Below are 21,540 nucleotides of genomic sequence, written 5' to 3'. Positions count from 1 at the left end.
GAACCTTTTGTGCATAAGATATTGAGAATTCTATAAGCTAACTGTACAATAGGAGAAAGTTTGTCTTCCCATTAGTGGATATTCCATACAATGACTAGTATTTATAAAAAAAGATGAGAGATTGTCGGAGGGAAAAGGGGAAATGGACGTGCTCAAAATTCCACAAGCCAAATCTTTGTTGAATTCTGAGGATGCCCATGCCTCCAAGGAATGGCCACCCAAGGTTCGACGTGAAGTAAATCCTGCCCTCTCTGGTGAAGATGCTGTTCATCGTCGCCGTTCACCGATGGAAACCAGTGAGCGGTTAGGAGAGGAAGGGCTGGAAATGGCCGCGAGTGATGCTGCGCAATTAGCGCTGTACGAACACTTGGATTTGCTTTCCGACATTCTCAAACATATGTCCGATCCGTTGGCGGTTGTCCGCCAGGGGCCAGATGGTGAATATACTTACATTTTTGGCAACCCATCAGCGGAAGCGCGTATTGGGGGATGGCAGGGACTTACTGGACGTTCTTTGCATGATGTGCACAGTATCCATGTTCTCGAACAACTCATTCCACTTATGCGCACTGTAACGCAAAACAGCGGGCGGCATGTGATGGATATGGATTTTGAAGGCTGGTGCGGCGAAGTGGTCGTTGACCCTCTTCCGCAGCGGCTTGCTGAGCATCGCTATTTTCTTCTGACTATACGTGATATATCTGAGCGTAAACGCTATGAAAAGAAACTGAAAAAGGCTGCCTATCGCGATCCGCTGACTAAGCTCCACAATCGTCGATACTTAGATCGGTGCCTGCGACTTCTTCGTAATTCTCGCGCAACATATGGACTTTTTTATATTGACTGCGATAATTTTAAATTTATCAATGATCGTTATGGTCATGACGCAGGCGATGCGTTTTTGGTGCAATTTTCAGAACGTTTACGTGGAGCGGTGCGCCAAAGAGATGTGGTTGTGCGCCACGGTGGAGATGAATTTATTGTGCTCTGCCGAATACACGGACTGGAAGAGTGTAATCTGGTAGGACAACGTCTCGTTCGCGCGTTGAGTGGACAATATACCATCGCTGGGCAGACCATTGAGGGCGCGGTTAGTGTAGGGGCCGCCTGTTATCCGGTGCAAGTGGAGACGCTGGAAGACTTGATTTTGGCTGCAAACGAAGCTATGCATCAATCCAAACATGAGCGTAAAGGACAATTGACCGTGTACCGGTTTGTTTCGCCAAAGCTGGAATCGTTGCTGAAACGTTGAAACCGCTTGTTTCTCTGTTGGCGAGATATTTATCATAGCAGTACACGGTCAAATGTCATGCTTGCCCCTTAATCTCCGGAGTTATCCCCTGTATTGCCATAGACTGATCCTGTAGTTGACCCGTCTCCTGAATTACTGCCGTTATTCTGTTGTGAATTGTTTTGTCCGTCTTGTCCATCATTTTGATGATCTTGACTGTTGCCGTGATCTCCATGTTTTTGAGAAAATTGTTGAATCAGGTTTTGCAGAACTGAGTTTGCGTTGCCCGGATTTCCTTCCGTTTCTTGTTCAGCTCTTAACAATCCTTTGGCCCAAACATTTAAATCACTCGTGCTGTTATCCGATGTGCTTGTATTGGTGGACGTACTCGTACTGCTAAGCAATCCATTTAATTGATTCAATACTTGTTGCTGGTCATTGCTCGGAAGTTTCTCAATACTTTTGAGAATATCTTTAAAATCTCCTACCTGTTGATCTAGGTTGCTGTTCTCACTGGAAAGTTGTTGTAGGCTCTGTGATGGAGAATCCATAGAGAAGTTTTTGACGTCGCCATTCCACTGGTTCACAATACCTTGTTTTTGGAGCACTTGCTGTACGGCATAAAGTTCAGCATAAGTTGTGCCGCCATAAACAAGAGCACTGCCCTTGATGCCGTCGTAATTCGCGATTTCTTTCTGAGCCTGGACAAAGTTGCTGGTAGCTGCAAACACAGCACCTCCCGCAAGCAGCGAGCCAAAGAGCGTACCAACGACTGCACCGGTAAGGAGAGATTTTTTGTCTGGCTGTAATTGACTGAACCATTTCTTCATCAAGTTTACCCAACCCCTTTTACTTCGATGGATGAAGCCAGTAAGCTATTGAATCTGGCTTGAAAGAAAAGAAAAACTGGCAGACAGGCTGGAGGACACCTGATTGCCAGTTAAACCACGTCATCATTCATGAGTGGCAACTGGCAAGCATGGCGATTCTCTCGCTTTAGCCCCTTTAGCTTTGCGTCCCTGCATTTCCACAGGTTTGCCTTTGACACATGTTAAATTTAATTCTTAAATTTGTCTTTATCATAATCATTCTATTCGGGCTTGTCTATAAAAAATAGAATATAATTAAATATTTTTGCATATTTCAACCTTTCTCCATCCGCGAACCGAATTGATAAACCACAGATGCTCCGCATGCAACACGTCGTCCAACGACAGCACGCTTTCTTCTACAAGTCCTCGTTTTAAAAGATGTTGGCGCAGCGTACCTGCTAAAAGGCCACAATGGCGATGGGGTGTCCAATAGCGACCCTTATCCCATACGACTAAATTACCAATCGTGAATTCAGTTACTTCACCACGCTCATTCCAAAGTAAAGTATCAAGTACGTTAGGATTGGTTGAAACGTGTACTTGATAAAGGTTCCGATAGGTTGTTTTGTGATAGAGAAACAAGTTTGTTGAGTCCACGGGGTTTTGGGCAAGCATGATTTTGAAGACAGGGTTTTGTCTGGTGCTTTCTGGGTTTGGCAGTGCATCGGTTCTCCCGTGCATACGTTCTGTAGGTTGGAAGTTGATATCATATCCTCCTTTTGCATCCACAGTCAGACGTACGCGCAAAGCTGCTTCATGAAAACTGGCAATGCTCAGTGAATGCAAATCAGCCAGAATGCGTTCTTCTGGCAAAGGAAAATGGAAAAAAGCTGCGGATGATCGCAATCTTTCCATATGTTCCTCTAGTAGCACAAACTGTCCATCTTGCAGTAAGAGTGTTTCTAGTAAAGCAAATTCCTTGTGGTAAAAAGGTGAACGATTTTGTCTGAGAAATGCTGTTTTAGCCTGAGTCTCACGCCACTCTTCGGTTGGTGTAGAATCTATGGTTATGCCTCCGCCAACACCGTACTCCGCTTGCCAAGTGTTTCCCTTTTGATGCAATGTAACGGTACGAATGGCCACGTTGAATATCGCGTCTCCGCCTGGTTTGACATAGCCAATAGCTCCACAGTAAACTCCGCGCGGTTCAGCTTCCAACTCAGCAATACGCCGCATCGTTTGAATTTTGGGCGCTCCAGTAATCGACCCGCAAGGGAACAAGGCGCTAAAAATGTCTTCCAAACGGACGTTGAGTTGCAAGTTTCCACAAATGGTGGAGGTCATTTGCCAAACGGTAGGATATTCTTCAATTTCAAACAGCACAGGTACATGTACGCTGCCGATTTTACAAATTCGGCTCATATCGTTGCGCAGCAAGTCGACAATCATTACATTTTCCGCTCGATTTTTTTCGGATTGCTTCAGCCAATCTCTGTTGTACAGGGTTTCCTCCAGCCATCGACCTTTCTCGGCGGTTCCTTTCATCGGTTTGGTCAAAAGAATACGTTCAGAATTTTCTCTAGATGTAGAGGTACGGAAAAACAGTTCAGGTGAGAAAGAAAGCAGACGCCAACCGGGAAATTCTAAATAAGCTGCATACGGGCAATTTTGCTGTTCTTTCCAGTATTCATAGAGAGTCTGCGGATTTTCATTCAAAATGGTATGCAACCGATAAGTGTAGTTCATCTGATAGGTTTCGCCGGCTTCAATCAACCGTCTTATCGTATCGAGATCATCCGCAAATTGCTGTTCCGTCTTGGACGGCGTCCATGGATTGGGCAAATTTATGGAAGCAGTCTGCGGAGATTTTGCAGTTAAATGTAAATGCTGGACGTCTGCAAAAATGGCAAACCAAGCTAGTGGCAGTTCTGTTTGCTGCGCACAGACTTGATAAGCGTCGTCAAAAGCTGGGGCGGCTTCATAACTCAGAAAACCGGCTGCGTAATAGCCTGAGCGACTCCATAATTCAACATTTTGGAGGACAGGCCGTACTTCGGATAGATGGTGTGCGGCAAAAATTTTGATGGGTTGAGAGAAGTAAAGTTGTTCAGGCTGGTTGTTTTCATCATAGAAGTCAAAACACAGTTTGACAGAATTTTTCATTGACACGTTAGAATCACCTTCAAAAAAGTTGATCACTTCGCTATACTGTACACAGTGAAACTTTGTCAAATCTTAAAATTTCGGATAACCTGAGTAAAGAGATAGAACAAGCATGGTAAAGGGTTGAAGGCGCAGGAGGGAAACCGTTGTTTCGAACCTACCAGGTCTTCTGGAATCGTATGTTTCAGATCATAGACGCCTGCATTGTCATTTTGTCGTTTTTTGTCGCTTGGCGTATCAAATTTGATACTGGACTTCTTCCTTACCGCGGACATGAACCGTTGGCTAGCTTTTTGCCGGCCATTTTGATCAGTTTGCCGCTCTTCTGGCTGGCTAACTGGATAGGTGGCCTATATAAACCCATTCGTTCTCGCACCTTTTTTCAAGAAGGTGCGGCGCTCATTCGTTCGCTGTTTTTCGGCATGTTGTTTTTCATGAGTTTGCTCTATTTTCTCCATTTGGCTCAATTTTCGCGTGCCGTTCTGATTTTATTTGCAGTTGTCTATGCGTCGCTCATTGTTGTGGAGAGAATAGCTGTCCGCAGTACGCTCAGTTTGTTGCGCAGTCGCGGTTTTAACAAGAAATTTATTTTGCTCGTCGGTTATACGCCTGCCACAGCGCGGTTTATTGAAGCCATGGATGCGCATCCCTGGTTTGGCTATCATGTACTAGGATGTGTTTTACCGCAGGGGGCAAGTTTTATCACTCGTGAAAAACCTGCCTTGCCTGTACTGAATACTATAGACAATCTTGATGATGTACTTCATGAGCATTTGGTCGATCACGTTCTTATCTCGCTCTCCCGCCAGGATGTGTCCTATCTTCCGCATGTCATGAGTGTTTGTGAAGCGCATGGCGTGCAGTCGCTGATTCTCCCTGATTATTTCGATGTTCTGCCTGCTCGTCCTCGCTTTGAGACATTCGCGGGTATGCCGTTGATTGATACGCGCTATGTGCCGCTGGATGACGCTCTCAACGCTATGTTTAAGCGAGCGTTTGATATTTTATTTTCTGTACTTGTTTTAGTGGGCTTGTCTCCGCTCTATTTGGCGATTGCACTGGCGGTCAAACTGACCTCTCCTGGTCCTATCTTATTTAAACAGGAGCGAGTTGGCAAAAACCGCCGCTTGTTCACCATGTATAAGTTTCGTACCATGGTGGTGAATCCCTCAGTTTCATCGGTTGTTGAGCATGACAATGGCAACCATGAAGTGGCGGTCACTCAGTTGGAAGCGGATTTGGGTTGGACGGTTCCCAACGATTCAAGGCGCACAGCGCTTGGCAAGTGGCTGCGAAAAACCAGTCTTGATGAGTTGCCGCAATTTTGGAATGTCTTGATTGGCGATATGAGTGTCATTGGCCCGCGTCCAGAACGTCCTCAGTTTGTCGATAAGTTCAAGGAGGAAGTTCCTAAATACATGGTCAAACACCGTGTGCGTCCGGGTATTACAGGTTGGGCGCAAGTCAATGGCTGGCGTGGTGATACTTCTATAGTGGAGCGAATCAAGTTTGACATCGATTATATTGAAAATTGGTCATTGCTCCTCGATTTTCAAATCGTCTGGAAAACGCTGACGAGAGGGTTTGTGGATGAGAATGCGTATTGAATAAAATATCCGATTAATTATATTCCGGATAGAATGAGGTTAATTGAAATGATCTCTGTTCTTCTAGTTACTTACAATTCGTCAGGAGTTATTAAAGACTGCTTGGAATACTTAGGAAATAGTAATATAGCTAGTATGCTTGAAATTATTATAGTAGATAATGCTTCTACAATTCAGGAATGGGAATATACAATTCAATTATTAGATCAATATAGATGTTATTTCTATAATATAAAGTCGATGAGATTAAATGAGAATCTAGGATATGCATTTGCGAATAACAGAGGGGCTGAGATTGCTGAGGGGGAGTATTTGTTATTGCTCAACCCAGATTGTTATGTAGGAAAGGATGCCATAGAAAAATGCTTGCATGTGCTTGAAAATAGAAAAGATATAGGGGCAGTTGGCTGTCAATTAAGAATGCCTAATGGTGAACTTGATTTAGCCTGCAAGCGTTCACTTCCTACATTATGGAATTCAGCAATGAAATTTTCGGGGATTTCTAAATTGTTTCCTCGTATTAAATGGATTTCCGGTTATAATCTGACCTATTTGCCAGAAGATATCTCGTGTGAAGTTGGATGTATTTGTGGAGCATTTTTATTAACACGCACAAATCTATATTGGGAACTTTCTGGATTGGATGAAGTTTTTTTTATGTATGGTGAAGATATTGATTTTTGTAAGAGAATACGAGATAAAGGAAAATTGATTTGGTATGAGGGTAAAATAATTTCTTTGCACATAAAAGGTGCAAATGGAGGGAGAAAAACTTTAACTAGTAAAAATTCATTTTACAATGCTATGATAATTTATTTTTCTAAACATTACCCCAATAAAAAAATGACATTATATATAATTAATTTATTAATAAATATTATAACAAAATATAATTCGTATATTATTAGAAAAAATAAAAAGGTTGATATATTATGATAGATAGAATAAAAGAAATTTATGAGTATAGAACAATGTTTTGGAGTTTGACTTTATCAGAGTTAAGAACAAAGTATAAAGGTTCAATACTTGGATTTTTATGGACTTTTTTAAATCCATTATTAATGCTTATTGTATATTCTATAGTATTTTCAATAATAATGAAATCTAATTTACCTCATTACCCAGCATTTCTGTTTATTGGAATACTTGCATGGAATATGTTTTCAATATCATTAAGCTCTACATCTGGGGTTATAATTAGGCAATCATCTTTAGTGAAAAAAATATATTTTCCAAGGGAAATTCTCCCACTATCAATTGTCGCATCAAATGTGATTAATTATATTTTTTCTTTGTTAATTTTAATACCTTTTCTTTTAGTTTCAGGGATTAAACCTTCCATATTTTGGTTATTATTACCTGTAATTTTGTTGTTTGAAACTATTACAATAGCAGGTTTCTCATTATTTTTTTCTTCAATAAATGTATATTTACGAGATGTTGAACACGTACTAAATATCTTTTTGATGGCATGGTTCTATATAACTCCAGTTGTGTATTCTATAAAATTAATACCAACTAAATATCATTTACTTTTTAAACTTAATCCGATGACTGATTTTGAAGTATTATTCCAAAGCATATTATATTATCATCAACCATTAAGATGGAAAATGTTTTTGTATTCAGTTATATTTAGTATCATGATTCTATATATTGGTTGGAAGGTATTTATTAAACTGAATAGAAGATTTGCGGAGGAAATATAAAATGTTACACTCAGATTTAGCTATTCAGGTTAAAGGTGTTACTAAAAGATTCAGGATATATGGTGAAAAAAATTTCACATTAAAAGAAAAAATATTATATGCAGGTAGAACAAAACACAAAGAATTTCTAGCACTAGAAAATGTATCAATAGATATAAAAAGGGGGATGACAGTAGGGCTCATTGGAGTTAATGGTTCGGGTAAAAGTACCTTATTAAAAATTATATCACGAATATTATATCCAGACTCCGGTGAAGTAATTGTTAGTGGTAGGGTTTCAAGTTTGCTTGAATTAGGAGCTGGTTTTCATCCGGAATTTACAGGTTTAGAGAATATTTATTTAAATGGATCGTTAATGGGATTTACAAAAAAAGAATTAAATAAAAGGATTGATGAAATAATAGAATTCTCAGAGCTAGGAGAATTTATACATGAGCCAATAAGAGGGTATTCCTCGGGGATGTATATGAGACTAGCTTTTTCAATTGCTACATTAATTAAACCTGATATTTTATTGTTGGATGAAGTATTAGCTGTTGGAGATGCATCATTTCAAAAAAAATGTATTAACAAAATGAAAGAGTTAAGAAATGAAAATAGAACAATTGTATTGGTAACTCATGATTCATCAGCCGTAAAAGAAATATGTGATCAAGCAGTTCTCCTTAATCGTTCTAGAATAGAAGATATAGGAGATGTAGATAAAGTTTTAAAAAAATATAAAGAAATATATACAAAATAACAAATAGATTTGGAGGACTTAAATGTACGACTATATAGTAGTGGGCGCAGGTTTTGCAGGTTCAGTTATTGCTGAAAGACTAGCATCTCAATTAAATAAAAAAGTTTTAGTAGTTGATAAAAGAAATCATATTGGAGGAAATGCTTATGATTTTTATGACGAAAATGGAATTTTAATACACAAATATGGACCACATATTTTTCATACTAATAGCGAAAAGGTTTTTAATTATTTATCAAATTTTACAGAATGGAATTATTACGAACACAGAGTATTAGCAAGTGTGGATGGAAAACTTATTCCAATGCCGATAAATAGATTGACTGTTAATTCAATTTTTGGATTATCATTGTCTAATGATGAGGTAGAAGATTTTTTTTCAAAAATCAAAATTAATATAGATAAAATTGAAAACTCTAAAGATATAATTGTTTCTAAAATTGGTATTGAATTATATGAAAAAATATTTAAAGGATATACAAAAAAACAATGGGATTTATATCCTGAGGAGTTAAACCCATCGGTTTGTGCAAGAATACCAATTAGATTTAATGATGATGACAGATATTTTTCAGATAAATATCAAGTGATGCCGAAACATGGATATTCAAAGATGTTCGAATCTCTTTTATCCCATCCAAATATATCGATTTTGTTAAAAGAAGATTACAAAAAAATAATAAATGATATTAAATTTAATAAACTAATTTATACTGGCCCTATAGATGATTTTTTTGATTTATCATATGGCAAATTACCATATAGATCACTAAAATTTAAATTTGAAAATTATAAAAAAGAAATATATCAACCAGTTGCAACAATTAATTATCCGAATTCCTATGATTTTACAAGAGTAACAGAATTTAAGCATTTAACAAATCAAACTGCAGAAAGCACAACAATTGTAAGGGAATATTCAAGCTCTATTGGAGACCCATATTATCCTATTCCAAGAGAAGAAAATGATGAACTATATTCTAAATATAAAGAACTATCTTTAAAACTAAAATCAGTACACTTTATCGGTAGACTAGCTACATATAAATACTACAATATGGATCAAGTTGTTGCGCAAGCATTGACTTTATTTGAAAAAATAGCTAAAGGAGACTTTTGATATATATATATATATAAGTTATAAACAAATTAACGGAGGTATCAAATTGAGAATAGCCGTAATTATTGTGACATGGAATAAATCAAATTTTGTACTTTCTTTGCTTAACTCGTTAAATAAAATTAAAAAAGAAAATTATAAACTTGATTATTTTGTTGTTGATAATGCATCTACAGATGATACTGTTTTATTAATAAAAAAATACCATCCTGATGTAAATTTAATAGTTAACAAAGAAAATTTGGGTGGTACAGGCGGCTTTAATACCGGAATAAGTAGTGTTGTTAAATCAGGAAAATATGAATATTTGTGGCTGTTAGATAATGATGTTGTGTTGGATGAAAACACTTTTATTGAATTAATTAATGCTATGAAAACAGATAATAATATTGGAGCAATTGGCTCTCAAATGAGACAGTTAGAAAATCCGGAAATAATAAATGAAAATGGAGGATTGATAATTCCTGAAATGGGTGGTGTATATTTACTACATCACGGCATGAAAGTGGATGAATTTGCAAAATTAAAAGAGAGTCAAAAATTAATATCAGTACATTATTGTGCGGCAGCTAGTCTATTAGTTCGAAAAGAAGTTATAGATAAAGTGGGATTATGGGCTGATATGTTTATACATTTTGATGATATCGAATGGTGTATGAGAATAAGGAAATATGGTTATAAAATTTATTGTAATCCAAAATCTATAATTTGGCATATGTCGATGATTTCAAAACCTGTAACGTGGATTAGATATTATGATGTAAGGAATTATTTATATTTGCTTATGGAGTATTATGGTGGTAATTCTGCTTTTAAAGCGATAAATAGGTTTAGATTATCTGCAATTAAAAATATTGTTTTGGGTAAAGAAGAATTTGCGAATAATACTTTATTAGGTATAAATGATTTTATTAGGGGGATAAAAGGTAAATCATTACATAATCTTAACGAAAATACAAAAGTCATTAACTGGGGTGAATTTGCTACTGAACTAATGAGAGTAGATAAAGTTGTAATATCACCAAATTTTTCTGGAACAAATGTTGAAAATATAATAAATGATTTACGAAATCAAATTAAAAGTTTGTTTGTATATTCATCAGAAAATGATTTTATGGCTGGAGCATATTTGTTGGGGTCTAATTTATATTTTTATCCTAATAAAAGAATGAAAAGATTTTTTAAGATATTATTATATTTAATTATTAGAAAAAAGATTTTTGATATAGCAATAGTACCATATAATAATTGCTCTTTACTGCTTAATATAATTACAAAAAATGTTTATGCAGTTGTTGATAATGGTTTGGTTAAACTGGAAAATAATATTATTTCAATAATTCTTAATATCTTAAAATTTAATAAAAAGTGGAAAAAAACAACTCGTGAAATAAAAGTAATGATAAATAAAATGGAGAGTATAAAATGGGGAAAAATGAAAGAATTGCAGCAGTAGTTGTATCATATAATAGAAAAGAATTATTGATTAAATGTATTGATGCTCTTCTTTCGCAAAGTTATCAATTAAACAAAATCATAATTGTCGACAATGCCAGTAATAATGATGTTGTTGATTATTTACGTATAATAAGAAAAAACGATATTTTTAAAATTATTTTTAATAAAAAAAATATTGGTGGGGCAGGAGGATTTAAGGTCGGAATAAGTGCAGCAGTAGAAGATAATTACGATTTAATTTGGACATTAGATGACGATGCTATTCCTGATTATAACGCTCTTGAAGAATTGATAAATTTTAAAAATAATGAATACAATCAATTTAATAAACTAATTGTTTCCTCTAATGTTACAGATGTTAGAGGTATAAAACAAAAAAAACATAGTGGAAACTTCTCAAAAAAATTTTTAATTCAAAAAGATTTAAAGAAAATTAATAATAAGATGAACTCTATAAAAGTAGATTATTCATCCTTCGTCGGACTTTTAATTCCTAAAATAGCAGTAGAAAAGTATGGTTTACCAAGAGATGATTTTTTTATATGGCATGATGATCTTGAATACTGCCTAAGATTAAATTTCACGTATGACATATATTGTGTTTTAACAAGCAATATTGTGCATTATGATAATTTGAATGAAAATATCAAAACTATAAATAAATACGATAAAAAAAATAGTTGGAAATTATATTATGGGATTAGAAATATAATTTTGATTGGCATGCAACATGGGAATAAATTTTCTGTGCCATGTTATTTTTTAACAATATTTTTAATTAAGAATTTGCATGTATTATTCTTCGGCAAGAATAAATTATTTTGTATTAAATTAATGTGGAAAGGTTTAATTGATGGTATAACAAAAAAAACTGGGATGAGAGTTGATCCTATAAAGTTAAATACATATACGTAAAAAGAATAGTGCATTGTATGATGATTTATTTATTATTTGGATAGAATAAGAACATTTGGACTGTTATAAGGAAAATTTTTATAAGAATTAAACGTGAATTCAGTAGAGATCAATTTAAAAAATGTTGAATTATACTGGGAATATAACTTGGTTAGCAATGATATGGTTGTATTTAATGCATTTACTCAAAAGCTTTAATTCTGTCGTTTTTATGAACCATTTAATTCAAAGTGTAAAAAGATTTTCAGTTGATAGTAGGCAAAACTCACTAAATACTTGTTAGTATTGAACTTGTTTGTCATTTGGAGGTGCTAGGAATATGAATTGATATGTAAGTATGCGAATTTTAGGCAAATCGTTATCAACTAATCGAATAGCAGTGTCTTTGATGATATTCAAATCACTTACGTCAATTGCCTCAAAAATTCAGCAAAGCGATCGCTGAGAATTTATTTCAAGTCTGACATACATAGATAAATTGTCCAACAAATCTGCAATACGAAAAAGTACTTGTCTTATAGGTACTACAAAGCAGTTAAGGGGCGGATAAACGCATCTACAAAACAATTACTATGTATGCTTTCTTAGAAGAATTTGTTAAATTCGAAGAGACCTAGAGTATTAGTATTTACTCCTCAGCCAATCTTGTATTAGCAACTAGAAATAACTAGCAACCTTCTTAGATTTTACACCAGAAATGAGCTAGTTAATCTATACAACCATTCAGATTGAAAGATACTACTGACAACTTCACAAGGTGACCAAATCAAAATTATCTTTTCGGCAGAAAATTTACTGACCATGATAATGTAATTGGCTATGGAGTATGTTATGAAGTGCTGGTCAATGCGTGTTCAGAACATGGACCAAATAGTAAGTAAATTAATTATATAATTTTCATAAAGTATAGATTGCTACATTTAATTAATTCGCTCATATGGGTTTATACAAAATTATTGAAAGAAACTACATATACTAGTTTGTTTTTGCTTGTTAATGTATTTACTCAAAGAATAGATCAATTTGTATCTGTTCAATTTTATTGGCACTTAATTATTTGTAAAAAATTACATGTAATTCTTGTATAAAAATAAAATCAATGTACATATTTTAAAAAATAAGAAAATTAATATAGTTGAGTCAGAATAAATTAATTATACATAAGATAAATAGATATTCTATTTTCTCAATCGGCGGTGATGGTTTATGAAAGGTATCGTGCTCGCGGGCGGAACAGGCTCGCGGCTTTTTCCTCTTACAAAAATTACTAACAAACATCTTCTTCCTGTTGCAAAATACCCTATGATTTATTACGCAATTCATCATTTAGTACAAGCGAATATCAATGACATCCTGATTGTTACGGGGCGTGAACATATGGGGGATGTCGTCAACCTTCTTGGAAGTGGCTGGGATTTTGGAGTGCAATTTACCTATAAAGTCCAAGATCAAGCTGGTGGTATTGCACAAGCATTAGGATTAGCAGAGCAATTTGTTCAAGGGGATGCCATGACAGTTATACTGGGAGATAATATTTTCTCGACAGATTTGACTCAAATGGTGAACAAATTTGAGGGGACTAAAAAGGGTGCGAAAATTTTATTAAAAGAAGTTCCAGACCCTGAAAGATATGGAGTTCCTGTATTTGAAAACGGTCGTATCATTCGCATTGAAGAAAAACCTAAACATCCATTAAGTCCATACGCCGTGACAGGTATTTATATGTATGATAGTGAGGTTTTTAATATCATTCGCACGCTCATTCCATCGAAGCGCGGTGAACTGGAAATTACAGATGTTAATAACGCGTATTTGTTCAAAGGTAAATTAGATTACGATATTTTGGATGGCTGGTGGACGGATGCTGGCACTCACGAATCGTTAGCCAGAGCGAATGAGTTAGCCAAGGATATTAACCTTGGTCATCAGTTTGAGCATTGATTCGCAGATCTGATTTTATTTTATTCCAAGCAATTCCTTATCCCCCGGAGGTTCTCATGCGCATTCTTGTCACTGGCGGTGCTGGTTTTATTGGTAGCAATTTTGTACGCTATACGCTTTTACATCATCCTGACGACACTCTTGTTAATTATGATGCTTTAACGTATGCCGGCAATTTAGAAAGCCTGCAAGATATACAACAACATTCCCATTACCAGTTTGTTCATGGAGATATCCGTGATGGCCAGAAACTCAGCGAGATCGTCCAGAAACATGGGATAGAGGCTATAGTCCATTTTGCGGCAGAGTCGCATGTCGACCGCAGTATTCACGAGCCAGCCGCGTTTGTGGAAACCAACGTGCTCGGGACACAAGTGCTTCTTGACGTGGCCAGACAGGCAAGAATTCAAAAGTTTGTTCATGTGTCCACAGACGAGGTGTATGGCACGCTTGGCTCAACCGGTTATTTTACCGAGGAAACGCCGCTTTCGCCCAATAGTCCCTACTCCGCGAGTAAGGCGGGTTCAGATTTACTCGTCCGAGCCTATCATGAAACCTATGGGTTAAACGTCAATATTACGCGTTGTTCTAATAACTATGGCCCCTATCAGTTTCCTGAAAAGCTCATTCCACTGATGATTTTAAATGCGTTGGAGAATAAGCCGCTGCCCGTTTACGGGACCGGAGAGAACGTACGCGATTGGCTGCATGTAGAAGATCATTGTCGGGCGGTCAATCTCGTTTTGCGCAGTGGTGTTCCAGGACGTGTCTACAACATTGGCGGTCACAATGAACGTCGCAACATCGATGTAGTACGAGAAATTTTGCGCGTGCTTGGCAGACCAGAAAGTCTGATTCAATTTGTGACCGACCGACCGGGACATGATTTGCGTTATGCGATAGACCCGACACGTATTGAACAGGAACTTGGCTGGAAACCGAACCACACTTTTGAGACAGGTTTACGCGAAACGGTTGAATGGTATGTAACGCATCAGGAATGGTGTAAACGTGTCAAGTCTGGAGAGTATCAACGATTCTATGCATTGCAATACGGTGGAGACGAGTCATGAAAGTGTTGGTAACAGGCGCAAACGGTCAGTTAGGTTATGATGTGGTTCGTCTGGCCCTGCAGACGGGCCATGAAGTTTTTGCTGCTACACGCCGCGAACTGGATATCACCCATTTGGACGAAACACGGCGTGTATTTTCTATGCAAAGGCCTGAGGCAGTGATTCACTGTGCCGCCTATACAGCGGTGGATGCGGCTGAGTCGGACGCAGACACTGCCTTTCGCGTGAACGCCTATGGTACACGCAATGTAGCGTTAGCTTCCGAAGAAGTTGGAGCGCGACTTGTCTATGTGAGTACGGATTATGTTTTTGACGGTTGCGCAAACCAACCGTATAGCGAACATCATCCAACCGCGCCACAATCGGTCTACGGAAAATCTAAGCGTGCTGGTGAGGAACTGGCGCAAATGGTTTGTCGGCGCCTTATGATTGCTCGTACTGCTTGGGTCTACGGCGAACATGGAAATAATTTTGTGCGTACCATGCTGCAGCTTGGACGTACACGCGAAGTTGTGCGCGTAGTGGATGATCAAATTGGCAGCCCCACCTATACTAGGCATTTGGCCGCCGCACTATTAGCGTTGTCTGAGCAGGATGTGTACGGTATTTATCATCTGACAGGTGGCGGTCACTGTTCATGGTACGAGTTTGCGGCGGAAATTTTTCGTCTTGCCCGTTTGCCTGCGCGACTGGAGCCTTGCAGCACAATCGAATTTCCCCGCCCGGCGCCCCGTCCCGCCTATTCCGTGTTGGACAATTTAGCGTTTCGCGTCAACGGAATGCCGCCATTACCAGCTTGGCAAAATGGCTTGCGAGCGTATTTGCAAGAAATAGGCGAATATAAAGAAAGGGATGTTGATGTGTGAAAGTGATAGACCGTTGCCTAAACGGAGTTCTTTTGCTTGAACCCGTTGTCCATGGAGATCATCGAGGATTTTTTCTAGAAAGCTTTCGTCGCGATCAGCTGAAAGATTTGGGTGTAACAGAAGAATTTGTCCAAGACAATCATTCCCTCTCTGCAGAAGCGGGGACACTTCGCGGTTTGCACTACCAAAAGCCACCTGCTGCACAGGGCAAACTGGTACGTGTGACGAGCGGTGCTATCTACGATGTGGTGGTGGACATTCGCAAGTCGTCGCCGACATTCGGACAGTGGCGGGGGTTTCTGCTCACCGCCAGCAATTTTCGCCAGCTTTGGGTTCCACGCGGGTTTGCGCATGGTTTTTGCACACTCGTTCCTCAAACTGAAGTCCAATACAAAGTGGATGCGCCCTACAGTCCTGAGCAGGACCGCGGCATTCTTTGGTCCGATCCGTCGCTTGCCATCGATTGGCCGTACAGTCAGCCTGTTCTTTCTGACAAAGACAAACGCCATCCTCTGTTGAATGATGCGGAACATTTTGAATCCATCATTGAATAGCGGATTGGCAACATTACCGGCTTTTTCCGCTCATTGCCTTGGCACTTGCGCCGCGAGCGCATTCTGTGTAAGGTGACGAAAAAGGAAATAGATATGTAGGAGTCGGATGGATATGAAAGGTGAGAGTGACCGTTGGTCTCATCCGGAAGAGCGGAATCTAGTGAGCCAAACCAGCGACGGGAATTACGGCAACGGCCATGAGACGTGGAAGATTGGAAGCACTTGGACCAAATTCCTTTTCCCCTTTCTTTTTGATGTGGATATTGCAGGCTACGCGGATTCTGCACATCCCAAAGTGAGCGACTATTTTGTGGAATCGCGATGGGTGCGCCGTGTTTGGGTAGAACACGAGTACGACCTTGCAGAATTAGACAACATGCTCCCCTATGTCAAACAGTATCTCAAATTGCCGGATAACCACAGGCGTTTTCGGATGAATGACGCTTGCATCAGTCCACGATTGGTGTTTGCTTTTCAACAGCCTTCCTTGGCTTGCGCATTTCGCATCGCTTCCATTGAGATGGATATTTTCTATAACGGTGTAGGGTTTATCTCCATTGAAATTGAACCGCTTGCTGAAGGTGGCCCATGTCCTAAAGCGCCTCTCACCATCGAACAAGTGGAACAGACCAATGCCCAATTGGCTTCTATTACGAACGGTGTTCCCTTTCGCGTGGTGGGTAGTGTATTTCAGGAAGAAGAGGTGGACAAAGAATCGAAACTCTTTATGGATAACGAATATGCGGATTGGTGCGATTTACATAAGTCTTACACACTGAAATCTTTGCTCGATGAATTGCTATTATTGCCATTTCGGGAAGACGACCATCTTTCCATCACGCCAATGATCGATCGTTTTTTGCCGATTTACGGTGCGCTGCTTCTTCACCCAACGCACGCTTCAGAGCCGATTGAACGGCTGGATGAACAGTTTTTTCACTTCGCAGAAAGCCATTTGACGATTCTTCGCAAGACGTTTACGCCCAATCATATCAGTCGTTTTTCGCAGTTGCACGTGGATGAAGAAGGGCATAATTATATGCCCTATCACAATGTGATTCATTCTCAATCTTTAGATGGCGGTTTTGTGCTTGCCTATGATAATGGACTGGCCCATTACCAAGGTGAGCGGCCGCGAGCTATGGAGTCGTTTCGCACAAACTATTTTTATATGATGTTGGTTCCCTTTCATCAGCGTCTCTCCATATTGCGCTATGCTTCAGAGATGGCGAATCTGGCAGTTTCAACGAGGCGTGGCGAACGAGCTCGCAAAATTCGCGAGCAGATTTACGATTTCTCGTCTCGGTGTTATTTTCGTCAAGCCTCCGTCAGTGAAGAAAGAAATACGATTTATCGACGTTGGCAGTCCATTTTCCATGTTACAGAAATGTTTCTCGATCTCAAACAAGAGGTTCATGACATTGATAATTATCTGGCCGATCTCTATCGTTCCCGTGATGCGGCTTTGCGCGACAAGATGATGCGCCGTGATATGCGCTCATCTCAATTGTTTGGTCTGATTACACTCGTTTTTCTGCCGATTACCATTACTACGCAAATCATCATGAGTATTCCTGTACTGCAAAGTTGGATTCATCCCGAACGGCATCCGCTTCACTCCCTGATAATTTTATTTCTTATGATTCTCTTTGTGGCCTGCATGTTATATTTCATTTTGCGTTACGTGCGGCGAGCTGCTATCAAAGATGTCTAATGAGCCCATGGAAGTAAGCGGTGGAATTTAGGGTATTCTACTATGGATGATTAAAAACTTTCCTTTCATTTGTTTGGTAGTCCAATGAATTCGGCGGTATGATAAGGAAAGAAAGACAATAGGATACTGTTGGCAGGAGAGTGGTGGAGAATGAACGCACTGCAACAATTGCATCAACTTGGTCAGAGTATATGGTATGACAATGTAGAACGCGGTCTGATTGAATCGGGTGAAATGGCTAAACTGATTAGTCAAGGAGTGCGTGGAGTCACCTCTAACCCAACCATTTTTGAAAAGGCGATTTTGGGCGGACACCATTATGATGAAGCGATTGCCGAAGCGGTTCGCAAAAATTTTACACTCGATGAATTGTATGATGATCTTGTCTTTCACGATATTCTGGCTGTGGCCAAATTATTGCGTCCTGTTTATGATGAGTCCAAAGGCGAAGATGGATACGTTAGTCTGGAAGTTTCGCCCCGTCTGGCTCAAGACCAAGAAGGTACTGTAAAAGAAGCATTACGCCTCTGGCGTGCTTTGCAACAACCCAATTTGATGATTAAAGTTCCAGCAACTGACGCGGGCATCGGAGCGGTTCAAGAATTGATTCGGGAAGGTGTTAACGTTAACGTAACGTTAATTTTTGGCTTGCACCAATACGCTCAAGTGCTCGAAGCATATATTCGCGGGTTGGAAGCTCGCCATCAAGCAGGACAGTCTCTACATGTGGCATCTGTAGCCAGTTTCTTCGTCAGTCGAGTAGACACGCATGTAGACCATAAGCTGCAGGAAAAAGGTAACCAGGATTTACAGGGCAAAGCTGCGGTGGCCAACGCTCAACTTGCGTATCAGCACTTTATGAAAGTCAGTCAGAGTGATAGATGGAAAAAACTTTCTGATGCAGGAGCCCAACCCCAACGTCCGCTGTGGGCGTCTACCAGCACAAAAAACCCCAGTTATTCTCCATTACTTTATGTGGAGACGTTGGTAGGCCCGCAAACTGTCAACACAGTCCCTCCAGTGACACTTGAGCATATTCTCAAAGCAGAACAATTTTCGCGAACGGTTGATGCGGATGTGTCTAACGCCGAGAAAACGGTCCATGATTTGCGCGTAATGGGTCTGGATGTAGAGGAAGTTGGCAAGGTTTTGCTGAGAGAAGGATTGGACAGTTTTAGCAAGTCGTTTACCACACTTTGGGACGCGTTGCAGAAGCGAATTGACGAAGCGAAAAAATAAAATAAAATGAAGTAATTTCTGATAAAAGCGCTTTCTAAGCATTGACAAACTTGTGTGGACTGCGCATAATAAGCGTGTCATTGACTATGAAGAATAAATGGTCTTGTGTCCAGTCACCTTTGATAATTCTGTTCATATCATGGCAACATAAAAACTGAATGCAAGTGAAGTCCTCGTTAGGCGAGGCTTCTATACGAAAAGATGCCACTGCCCGGAAACGTGGAAACACGCCAATGGGTTGAACAGGTACTGCCGGCTTAAGGCTTTACTTAATGTGGCTGGGGGAATCCCTAAGTCGTATAGTGCCAAAGCTCAACCAGGGGGATAATGAATGTTAATGCGTGTTGTATTTGCGCGTTCACATAACCCCCTAGGACTGTGGTCTTAGGGGGTTTCGTAGTGTCGGGCTCAAAACAAGGAAGGAGGTGGTAGGTATGGATAGTTCCCCTAGTCGAACTAGTCAAATTTTTTCATTGTCGTTTTGCATGAGTTTTCTTTACAGGGGGAGACTGTCCTCCTATCCCGAATTCCGAGGTGAGTCCAATGGCAAAAAATCTAAACTATATTGAAACAGACGCACAACTGGATTGGAAAATTCGCCAGCAGGATATGCAGCGTGTTGCCTCCCTCCATGCTAAGCGTGGAATTTGGGCCAAAATCATGTTGCTTCTCGTTTTGATAGGCCCTGGCGTTTTGACCATGATTGCTGATAATGACGCAGGCGGTGTCATCACCTATGCGCAGACTGGCGCGACTTACGGTATAGGTTTCTTTATCCCATCGCTGATTATCGCTGGTTTTATTGCTTATGTCGTACAGGAAATGACCGTTCGTCTTGGTGCTGTCACCCATCGCGGTCATGCCGAAATGATATGGGGTCGATATGGTTCCTTCTGGGGCTGGTTTTCACTGGTCGATCTCGTTATCGCGAATGTCTTGACCCTGGTTACTGAGTTCATTGGCATTAAAATTGGCATGGGTGTATTTGGAGTACCCACTTGGATCAGCGATGTTCTGGCGATTGCTTTGGATGTTTTTGTCCTGCTGGTTCTGCGCTACTATACTTGGGAGCGCATCTCACTCTGGATTGCGGCAGGTAACTTGATTTTTATCCCGCTTGTGCTGATGGCTAAACCTCATTGGTCGGTGGTGGCGGCATCTTTTGCCAACTGGAACATTCCTGGCGGATTTACAGCCATGTTCTTGTTTATTGTATTGGCTAACTTTGGAACAACCATTGCTCCGTGGATGCTCTTCTTTCAGCAATCCTCGGTGGTAGATAAAGGTTTGACGGTGAAAGATATTAAACATGGACGTCTGGATACAGGCATTGGTACGTTGGCTATGGTTCTTGTCGCACTGGCTATCATCGTTTTGACGGGCTCGCTTGTTCATGGTACGGGTAACGCCAATCTCAATATCTCGCAAATTATGGATATTATTGGACGTCGCTTAGGGCCCACTGGAGAGAAATTGTTTGCGCTAGGATTGGTTGAAGCGGGTACGATAGCGGCCATTGCCTTGACGGCCAGTACATCTTGGGCTATGGGAGAAGCGTTCCATTGGCCAAAGAGCATCAACATGCCAGCTCTGAAAGCTTGGAAGTTTTATTTGCCGGGAATTCTTAGTGCGGTTTTGGCGGCTGCTATTGTCATGATTCCGCATGCTCCACTTGGTTTCTTGAATATGCTGGTACAGGTCATTGCATCCATCTTTATGCCTGCCGCATTGCTCTTCTTGCTCTTGCTTCTGAATGACAAAGAGGTTATGGGGGAATATGTCAATCAAAAATGGCAAAATATTTCCGGATTCGTCATTATTGGCCTGCTCGTGGTACTAAATGGTCTGTATGGTTTGACGGTTATATTCCCCAATCTCTTCTCGTGACGAGAGAAACAATAAGTTCATTTCGATAGACAGGGAGGTTGAACCACATGTTGAACAACGGATCGGCAGAAAAAAATGATGTTTTGATAGAACTCAACAAGGTGACACCTATTCCCGTTCATGCACCTTTGCAAAGAGCCAAAGTAAAGGGCTGGGTCAATGTGGTGTTCTGGGGATTGCGGATCTACATTCTGGCTATGGTTGTTCTGGTCATCATAGGTTTTGCCAGGGGGACTTTGTGAGATGGATATAGACGGTTCTCAATGTAAAGATGATGTAAAATTCAATGGCACCGACAGTTAAACGCTCTGGAGTCTCAGGTCGTAATTATCTGTCGGTGTTTTCCTCATCAAATACAGAGACAAATTATTTTTTTCTATATGAACATTTTTTCGGGTCATATGATACACTAGATCTACCCCGTACATTTTCATTTCATGAACATACTACACGTTTATTTTAGTTGTCAATTCATGGGTATGTTCACCCAAACACCTCATTGTAAGTGA

General features: G+C 39.6%; 18 protein-coding genes and 2 riboswitches. Of the genes, 16 read left to right on the top strand and 2 right to left on the bottom strand.

Annotation, left to right across the window (positions count from 1 at the left end; genetic code table 11):
* The first annotated feature begins 142 nt into the window (after positions 1-142).
* The gene (locus FY534_RS12755) at positions 143-1,252 is read left to right on the top strand and encodes a sensor domain-containing diguanylate cyclase (protein WP_203114777.1); all 1,110 of its coding nucleotides are present in this window, start codon (positions 143-145) and stop codon (positions 1,250-1,252) included.
* A gap of 68 nt (positions 1,253-1,320) precedes the next feature.
* Here FY534_RS12755 and FY534_RS12750 read toward each other — a convergent pair whose 3' ends face one another.
* Positions 1,321-2,064, bottom strand: coding sequence for a hypothetical protein (locus tag FY534_RS12750; protein ID WP_203114776.1), 744 nt, complete (start codon positions 2,062-2,064; stop codon positions 1,321-1,323).
* 129 nt (positions 2,065-2,193) lie between these two features.
* A riboswitch (cyclic di-GMP riboswitch) is annotated at positions 2,194-2,281 on the bottom strand.
* A 74-nt stretch (positions 2,282-2,355) separates the two neighbouring features.
* Entirely contained in the window at positions 2,356-4,206 is a 1,851-nt protein-coding gene (gene pabB, locus FY534_RS12745; RefSeq protein WP_238413766.1) for an aminodeoxychorismate synthase component I, read from the bottom strand.
* A gap of 146 nt (positions 4,207-4,352) precedes the next feature.
* Here pabB and FY534_RS12740 point away from each other — a divergent pair, with 146 nt between their 5' ends.
* From FY534_RS12740 to FY534_RS12670, 15 genes are all read left to right on the top strand, one after another.
* A complete protein-coding gene (locus FY534_RS12740) occupies positions 4,353-5,813 on the top strand; it encodes an undecaprenyl-phosphate glucose phosphotransferase (RefSeq protein ID WP_203114774.1) in 1,461 nt (486 codons plus the stop codon).
* Positions 5,814-5,846: 33 nt separating this feature from the next.
* Positions 5,847-6,749 (top strand): glycosyltransferase family 2 protein, encoded by a 903-nt coding sequence (locus FY534_RS12735; RefSeq protein WP_370541536.1) that lies wholly within the window; start codon positions 5,847-5,849, stop codon positions 6,747-6,749.
* On the top strand, positions 6,746-7,522 hold the full coding sequence (locus FY534_RS12730) for an ABC transporter permease (RefSeq protein WP_238413560.1): 777 nt from the start codon (positions 6,746-6,748) through the stop codon (positions 7,520-7,522). Before FY534_RS12735 ends, FY534_RS12730 begins: the two co-directional genes overlap by 4 nt.
* Position 7,523: 1 nt before the next feature.
* Positions 7,524-8,264 (top strand): ABC transporter ATP-binding protein, encoded by a 741-nt coding sequence (locus FY534_RS12725; RefSeq protein WP_203114772.1) that lies wholly within the window; start codon positions 7,524-7,526, stop codon positions 8,262-8,264.
* Positions 8,265-8,286: 22 nt separating this feature from the next.
* Positions 8,287-9,384 (top strand): UDP-galactopyranose mutase, encoded by a 1,098-nt coding sequence (glf, locus tag FY534_RS12720; RefSeq protein ID WP_203114771.1) that lies wholly within the window; start codon positions 8,287-8,289, stop codon positions 9,382-9,384.
* Positions 9,385-9,430: 46 nt separating this feature from the next.
* Positions 9,431-10,840, top strand: a complete 1,410-nt coding sequence (locus tag FY534_RS12715; protein ID WP_203114770.1) for a glycosyltransferase family 2 protein — start codon at positions 9,431-9,433, stop codon at positions 10,838-10,840.
* Positions 10,810-11,757, top strand: a complete 948-nt coding sequence (locus tag FY534_RS12710) for a glycosyltransferase (RefSeq protein WP_203114769.1) — start codon at positions 10,810-10,812, stop codon at positions 11,755-11,757. The genes FY534_RS12715 and FY534_RS12710 overlap by 31 nt, the downstream gene beginning before the upstream one ends.
* Before the next feature lie 1,206 nt (positions 11,758-12,963).
* On the top strand, positions 12,964-13,698 hold the full coding sequence (locus tag FY534_RS12705) for a sugar phosphate nucleotidyltransferase (RefSeq protein WP_203114768.1): 735 nt from the start codon (positions 12,964-12,966) through the stop codon (positions 13,696-13,698).
* Between the two features lie 56 nt (positions 13,699-13,754).
* Entirely contained in the window at positions 13,755-14,771 is a 1,017-nt protein-coding gene (gene rfbB, locus FY534_RS12700; protein WP_203114767.1) for a dTDP-glucose 4,6-dehydratase, read from the top strand.
* Positions 14,768-15,637 (top strand): dTDP-4-dehydrorhamnose reductase, encoded by an 870-nt coding sequence (gene rfbD, locus FY534_RS12695; RefSeq protein WP_203114766.1) that lies wholly within the window; start codon positions 14,768-14,770, stop codon positions 15,635-15,637. The genes rfbB and rfbD overlap by 4 nt, the downstream gene beginning before the upstream one ends.
* Complete coding sequence (rfbC, locus tag FY534_RS12690; RefSeq protein WP_203114765.1) at positions 15,634-16,191, top strand: dTDP-4-dehydrorhamnose 3,5-epimerase; 558 nt, start codon at positions 15,634-15,636, stop codon at positions 16,189-16,191. Before rfbD ends, rfbC begins: the two co-directional genes overlap by 4 nt.
* Positions 16,192-16,303: 112 nt before the next feature.
* Entirely contained in the window at positions 16,304-17,905 is a 1,602-nt protein-coding gene (locus FY534_RS12685; protein ID WP_203114764.1) for a hypothetical protein, read from the top strand.
* Positions 17,906-18,055: 150 nt separating this feature from the next.
* A complete protein-coding gene (tal, locus tag FY534_RS12680) occupies positions 18,056-19,144 on the top strand; it encodes a transaldolase (protein WP_203114763.1) in 1,089 nt (362 codons plus the stop codon).
* Between the two features lie 165 nt (positions 19,145-19,309).
* Positions 19,310-19,474: riboswitch (M-box (ykoK) riboswitch) on the top strand.
* 213 nt (positions 19,475-19,687) lie between these two features.
* On the top strand, positions 19,688-21,031 hold the full coding sequence (locus FY534_RS12675; RefSeq protein ID WP_072873292.1) for an NRAMP family divalent metal transporter: 1,344 nt from the start codon (positions 19,688-19,690) through the stop codon (positions 21,029-21,031).
* A 47-nt stretch (positions 21,032-21,078) separates the two neighbouring features.
* Entirely contained in the window at positions 21,079-21,273 is a 195-nt protein-coding gene (locus FY534_RS12670) for a hypothetical protein (RefSeq protein WP_203114762.1), read from the top strand.
* Positions 21,274-21,540: the final 267 nt, after the last annotated feature.

The organism is Alicyclobacillus sp. TC, assembly GCF_016804365.1.
Lineage (GTDB): Bacteria > Bacillota > Bacilli > Alicyclobacillales > Alicyclobacillaceae > Alicyclobacillus_I > Alicyclobacillus_I tolerans.
This window is presented reverse-complemented; position numbering and strand designations above follow the sequence as displayed.

Bases quoted from the DNA above. Each gene is read 5' to 3' on its own strand.
- FY534_RS12755 (WP_203114777.1), top strand. From the start codon at position 143: ATGGACGTGCTCAAAATTCCACAAGCCAAATCTTTGTTGAATTCTGAG.
- pabB (WP_238413766.1), bottom strand. From the start codon at position 4,206: ATGAAAAATTCTGTCAAACTGTGTTTTGACTTCTATGATGAAAACAAC.
- FY534_RS12735 (WP_370541536.1), top strand. From the start codon at position 5,847: ATGAGGTTAATTGAAATGATCTCTGTTCTTCTAGTTACTTACAATTCG.
- FY534_RS12730 (WP_238413560.1), top strand. From the start codon at position 6,746: ATGATAGATAGAATAAAAGAAATTTATGAGTATAGAACAATGTTTTGG.
- FY534_RS12725 (WP_203114772.1), top strand. From the start codon at position 7,524: ATGTTACACTCAGATTTAGCTATTCAGGTTAAAGGTGTTACTAAAAGA.
- glf (WP_203114771.1), top strand. From the start codon at position 8,287: ATGTACGACTATATAGTAGTGGGCGCAGGTTTTGCAGGTTCAGTTATT.
- FY534_RS12710 (WP_203114769.1), top strand. From the start codon at position 10,810: ATGGGGAAAAATGAAAGAATTGCAGCAGTAGTTGTATCATATAATAGA.
- FY534_RS12705 (WP_203114768.1), top strand. From the start codon at position 12,964: ATGAAAGGTATCGTGCTCGCGGGCGGAACAGGCTCGCGGCTTTTTCCT.
- rfbB (WP_203114767.1), top strand. From the start codon at position 13,755: ATGCGCATTCTTGTCACTGGCGGTGCTGGTTTTATTGGTAGCAATTTT.
- rfbD (WP_203114766.1), top strand. From the start codon at position 14,768: ATGAAAGTGTTGGTAACAGGCGCAAACGGTCAGTTAGGTTATGATGTG.
- FY534_RS12685 (WP_203114764.1), top strand. From the start codon at position 16,304: ATGAAAGGTGAGAGTGACCGTTGGTCTCATCCGGAAGAGCGGAATCTA.
- tal (WP_203114763.1), top strand. From the start codon at position 18,056: ATGAACGCACTGCAACAATTGCATCAACTTGGTCAGAGTATATGGTAT.
- FY534_RS12675 (WP_072873292.1), top strand. From the start codon at position 19,688: ATGGCAAAAAATCTAAACTATATTGAAACAGACGCACAACTGGATTGG.
- FY534_RS12670 (WP_203114762.1), top strand. From the start codon at position 21,079: ATGTTGAACAACGGATCGGCAGAAAAAAATGATGTTTTGATAGAACTC.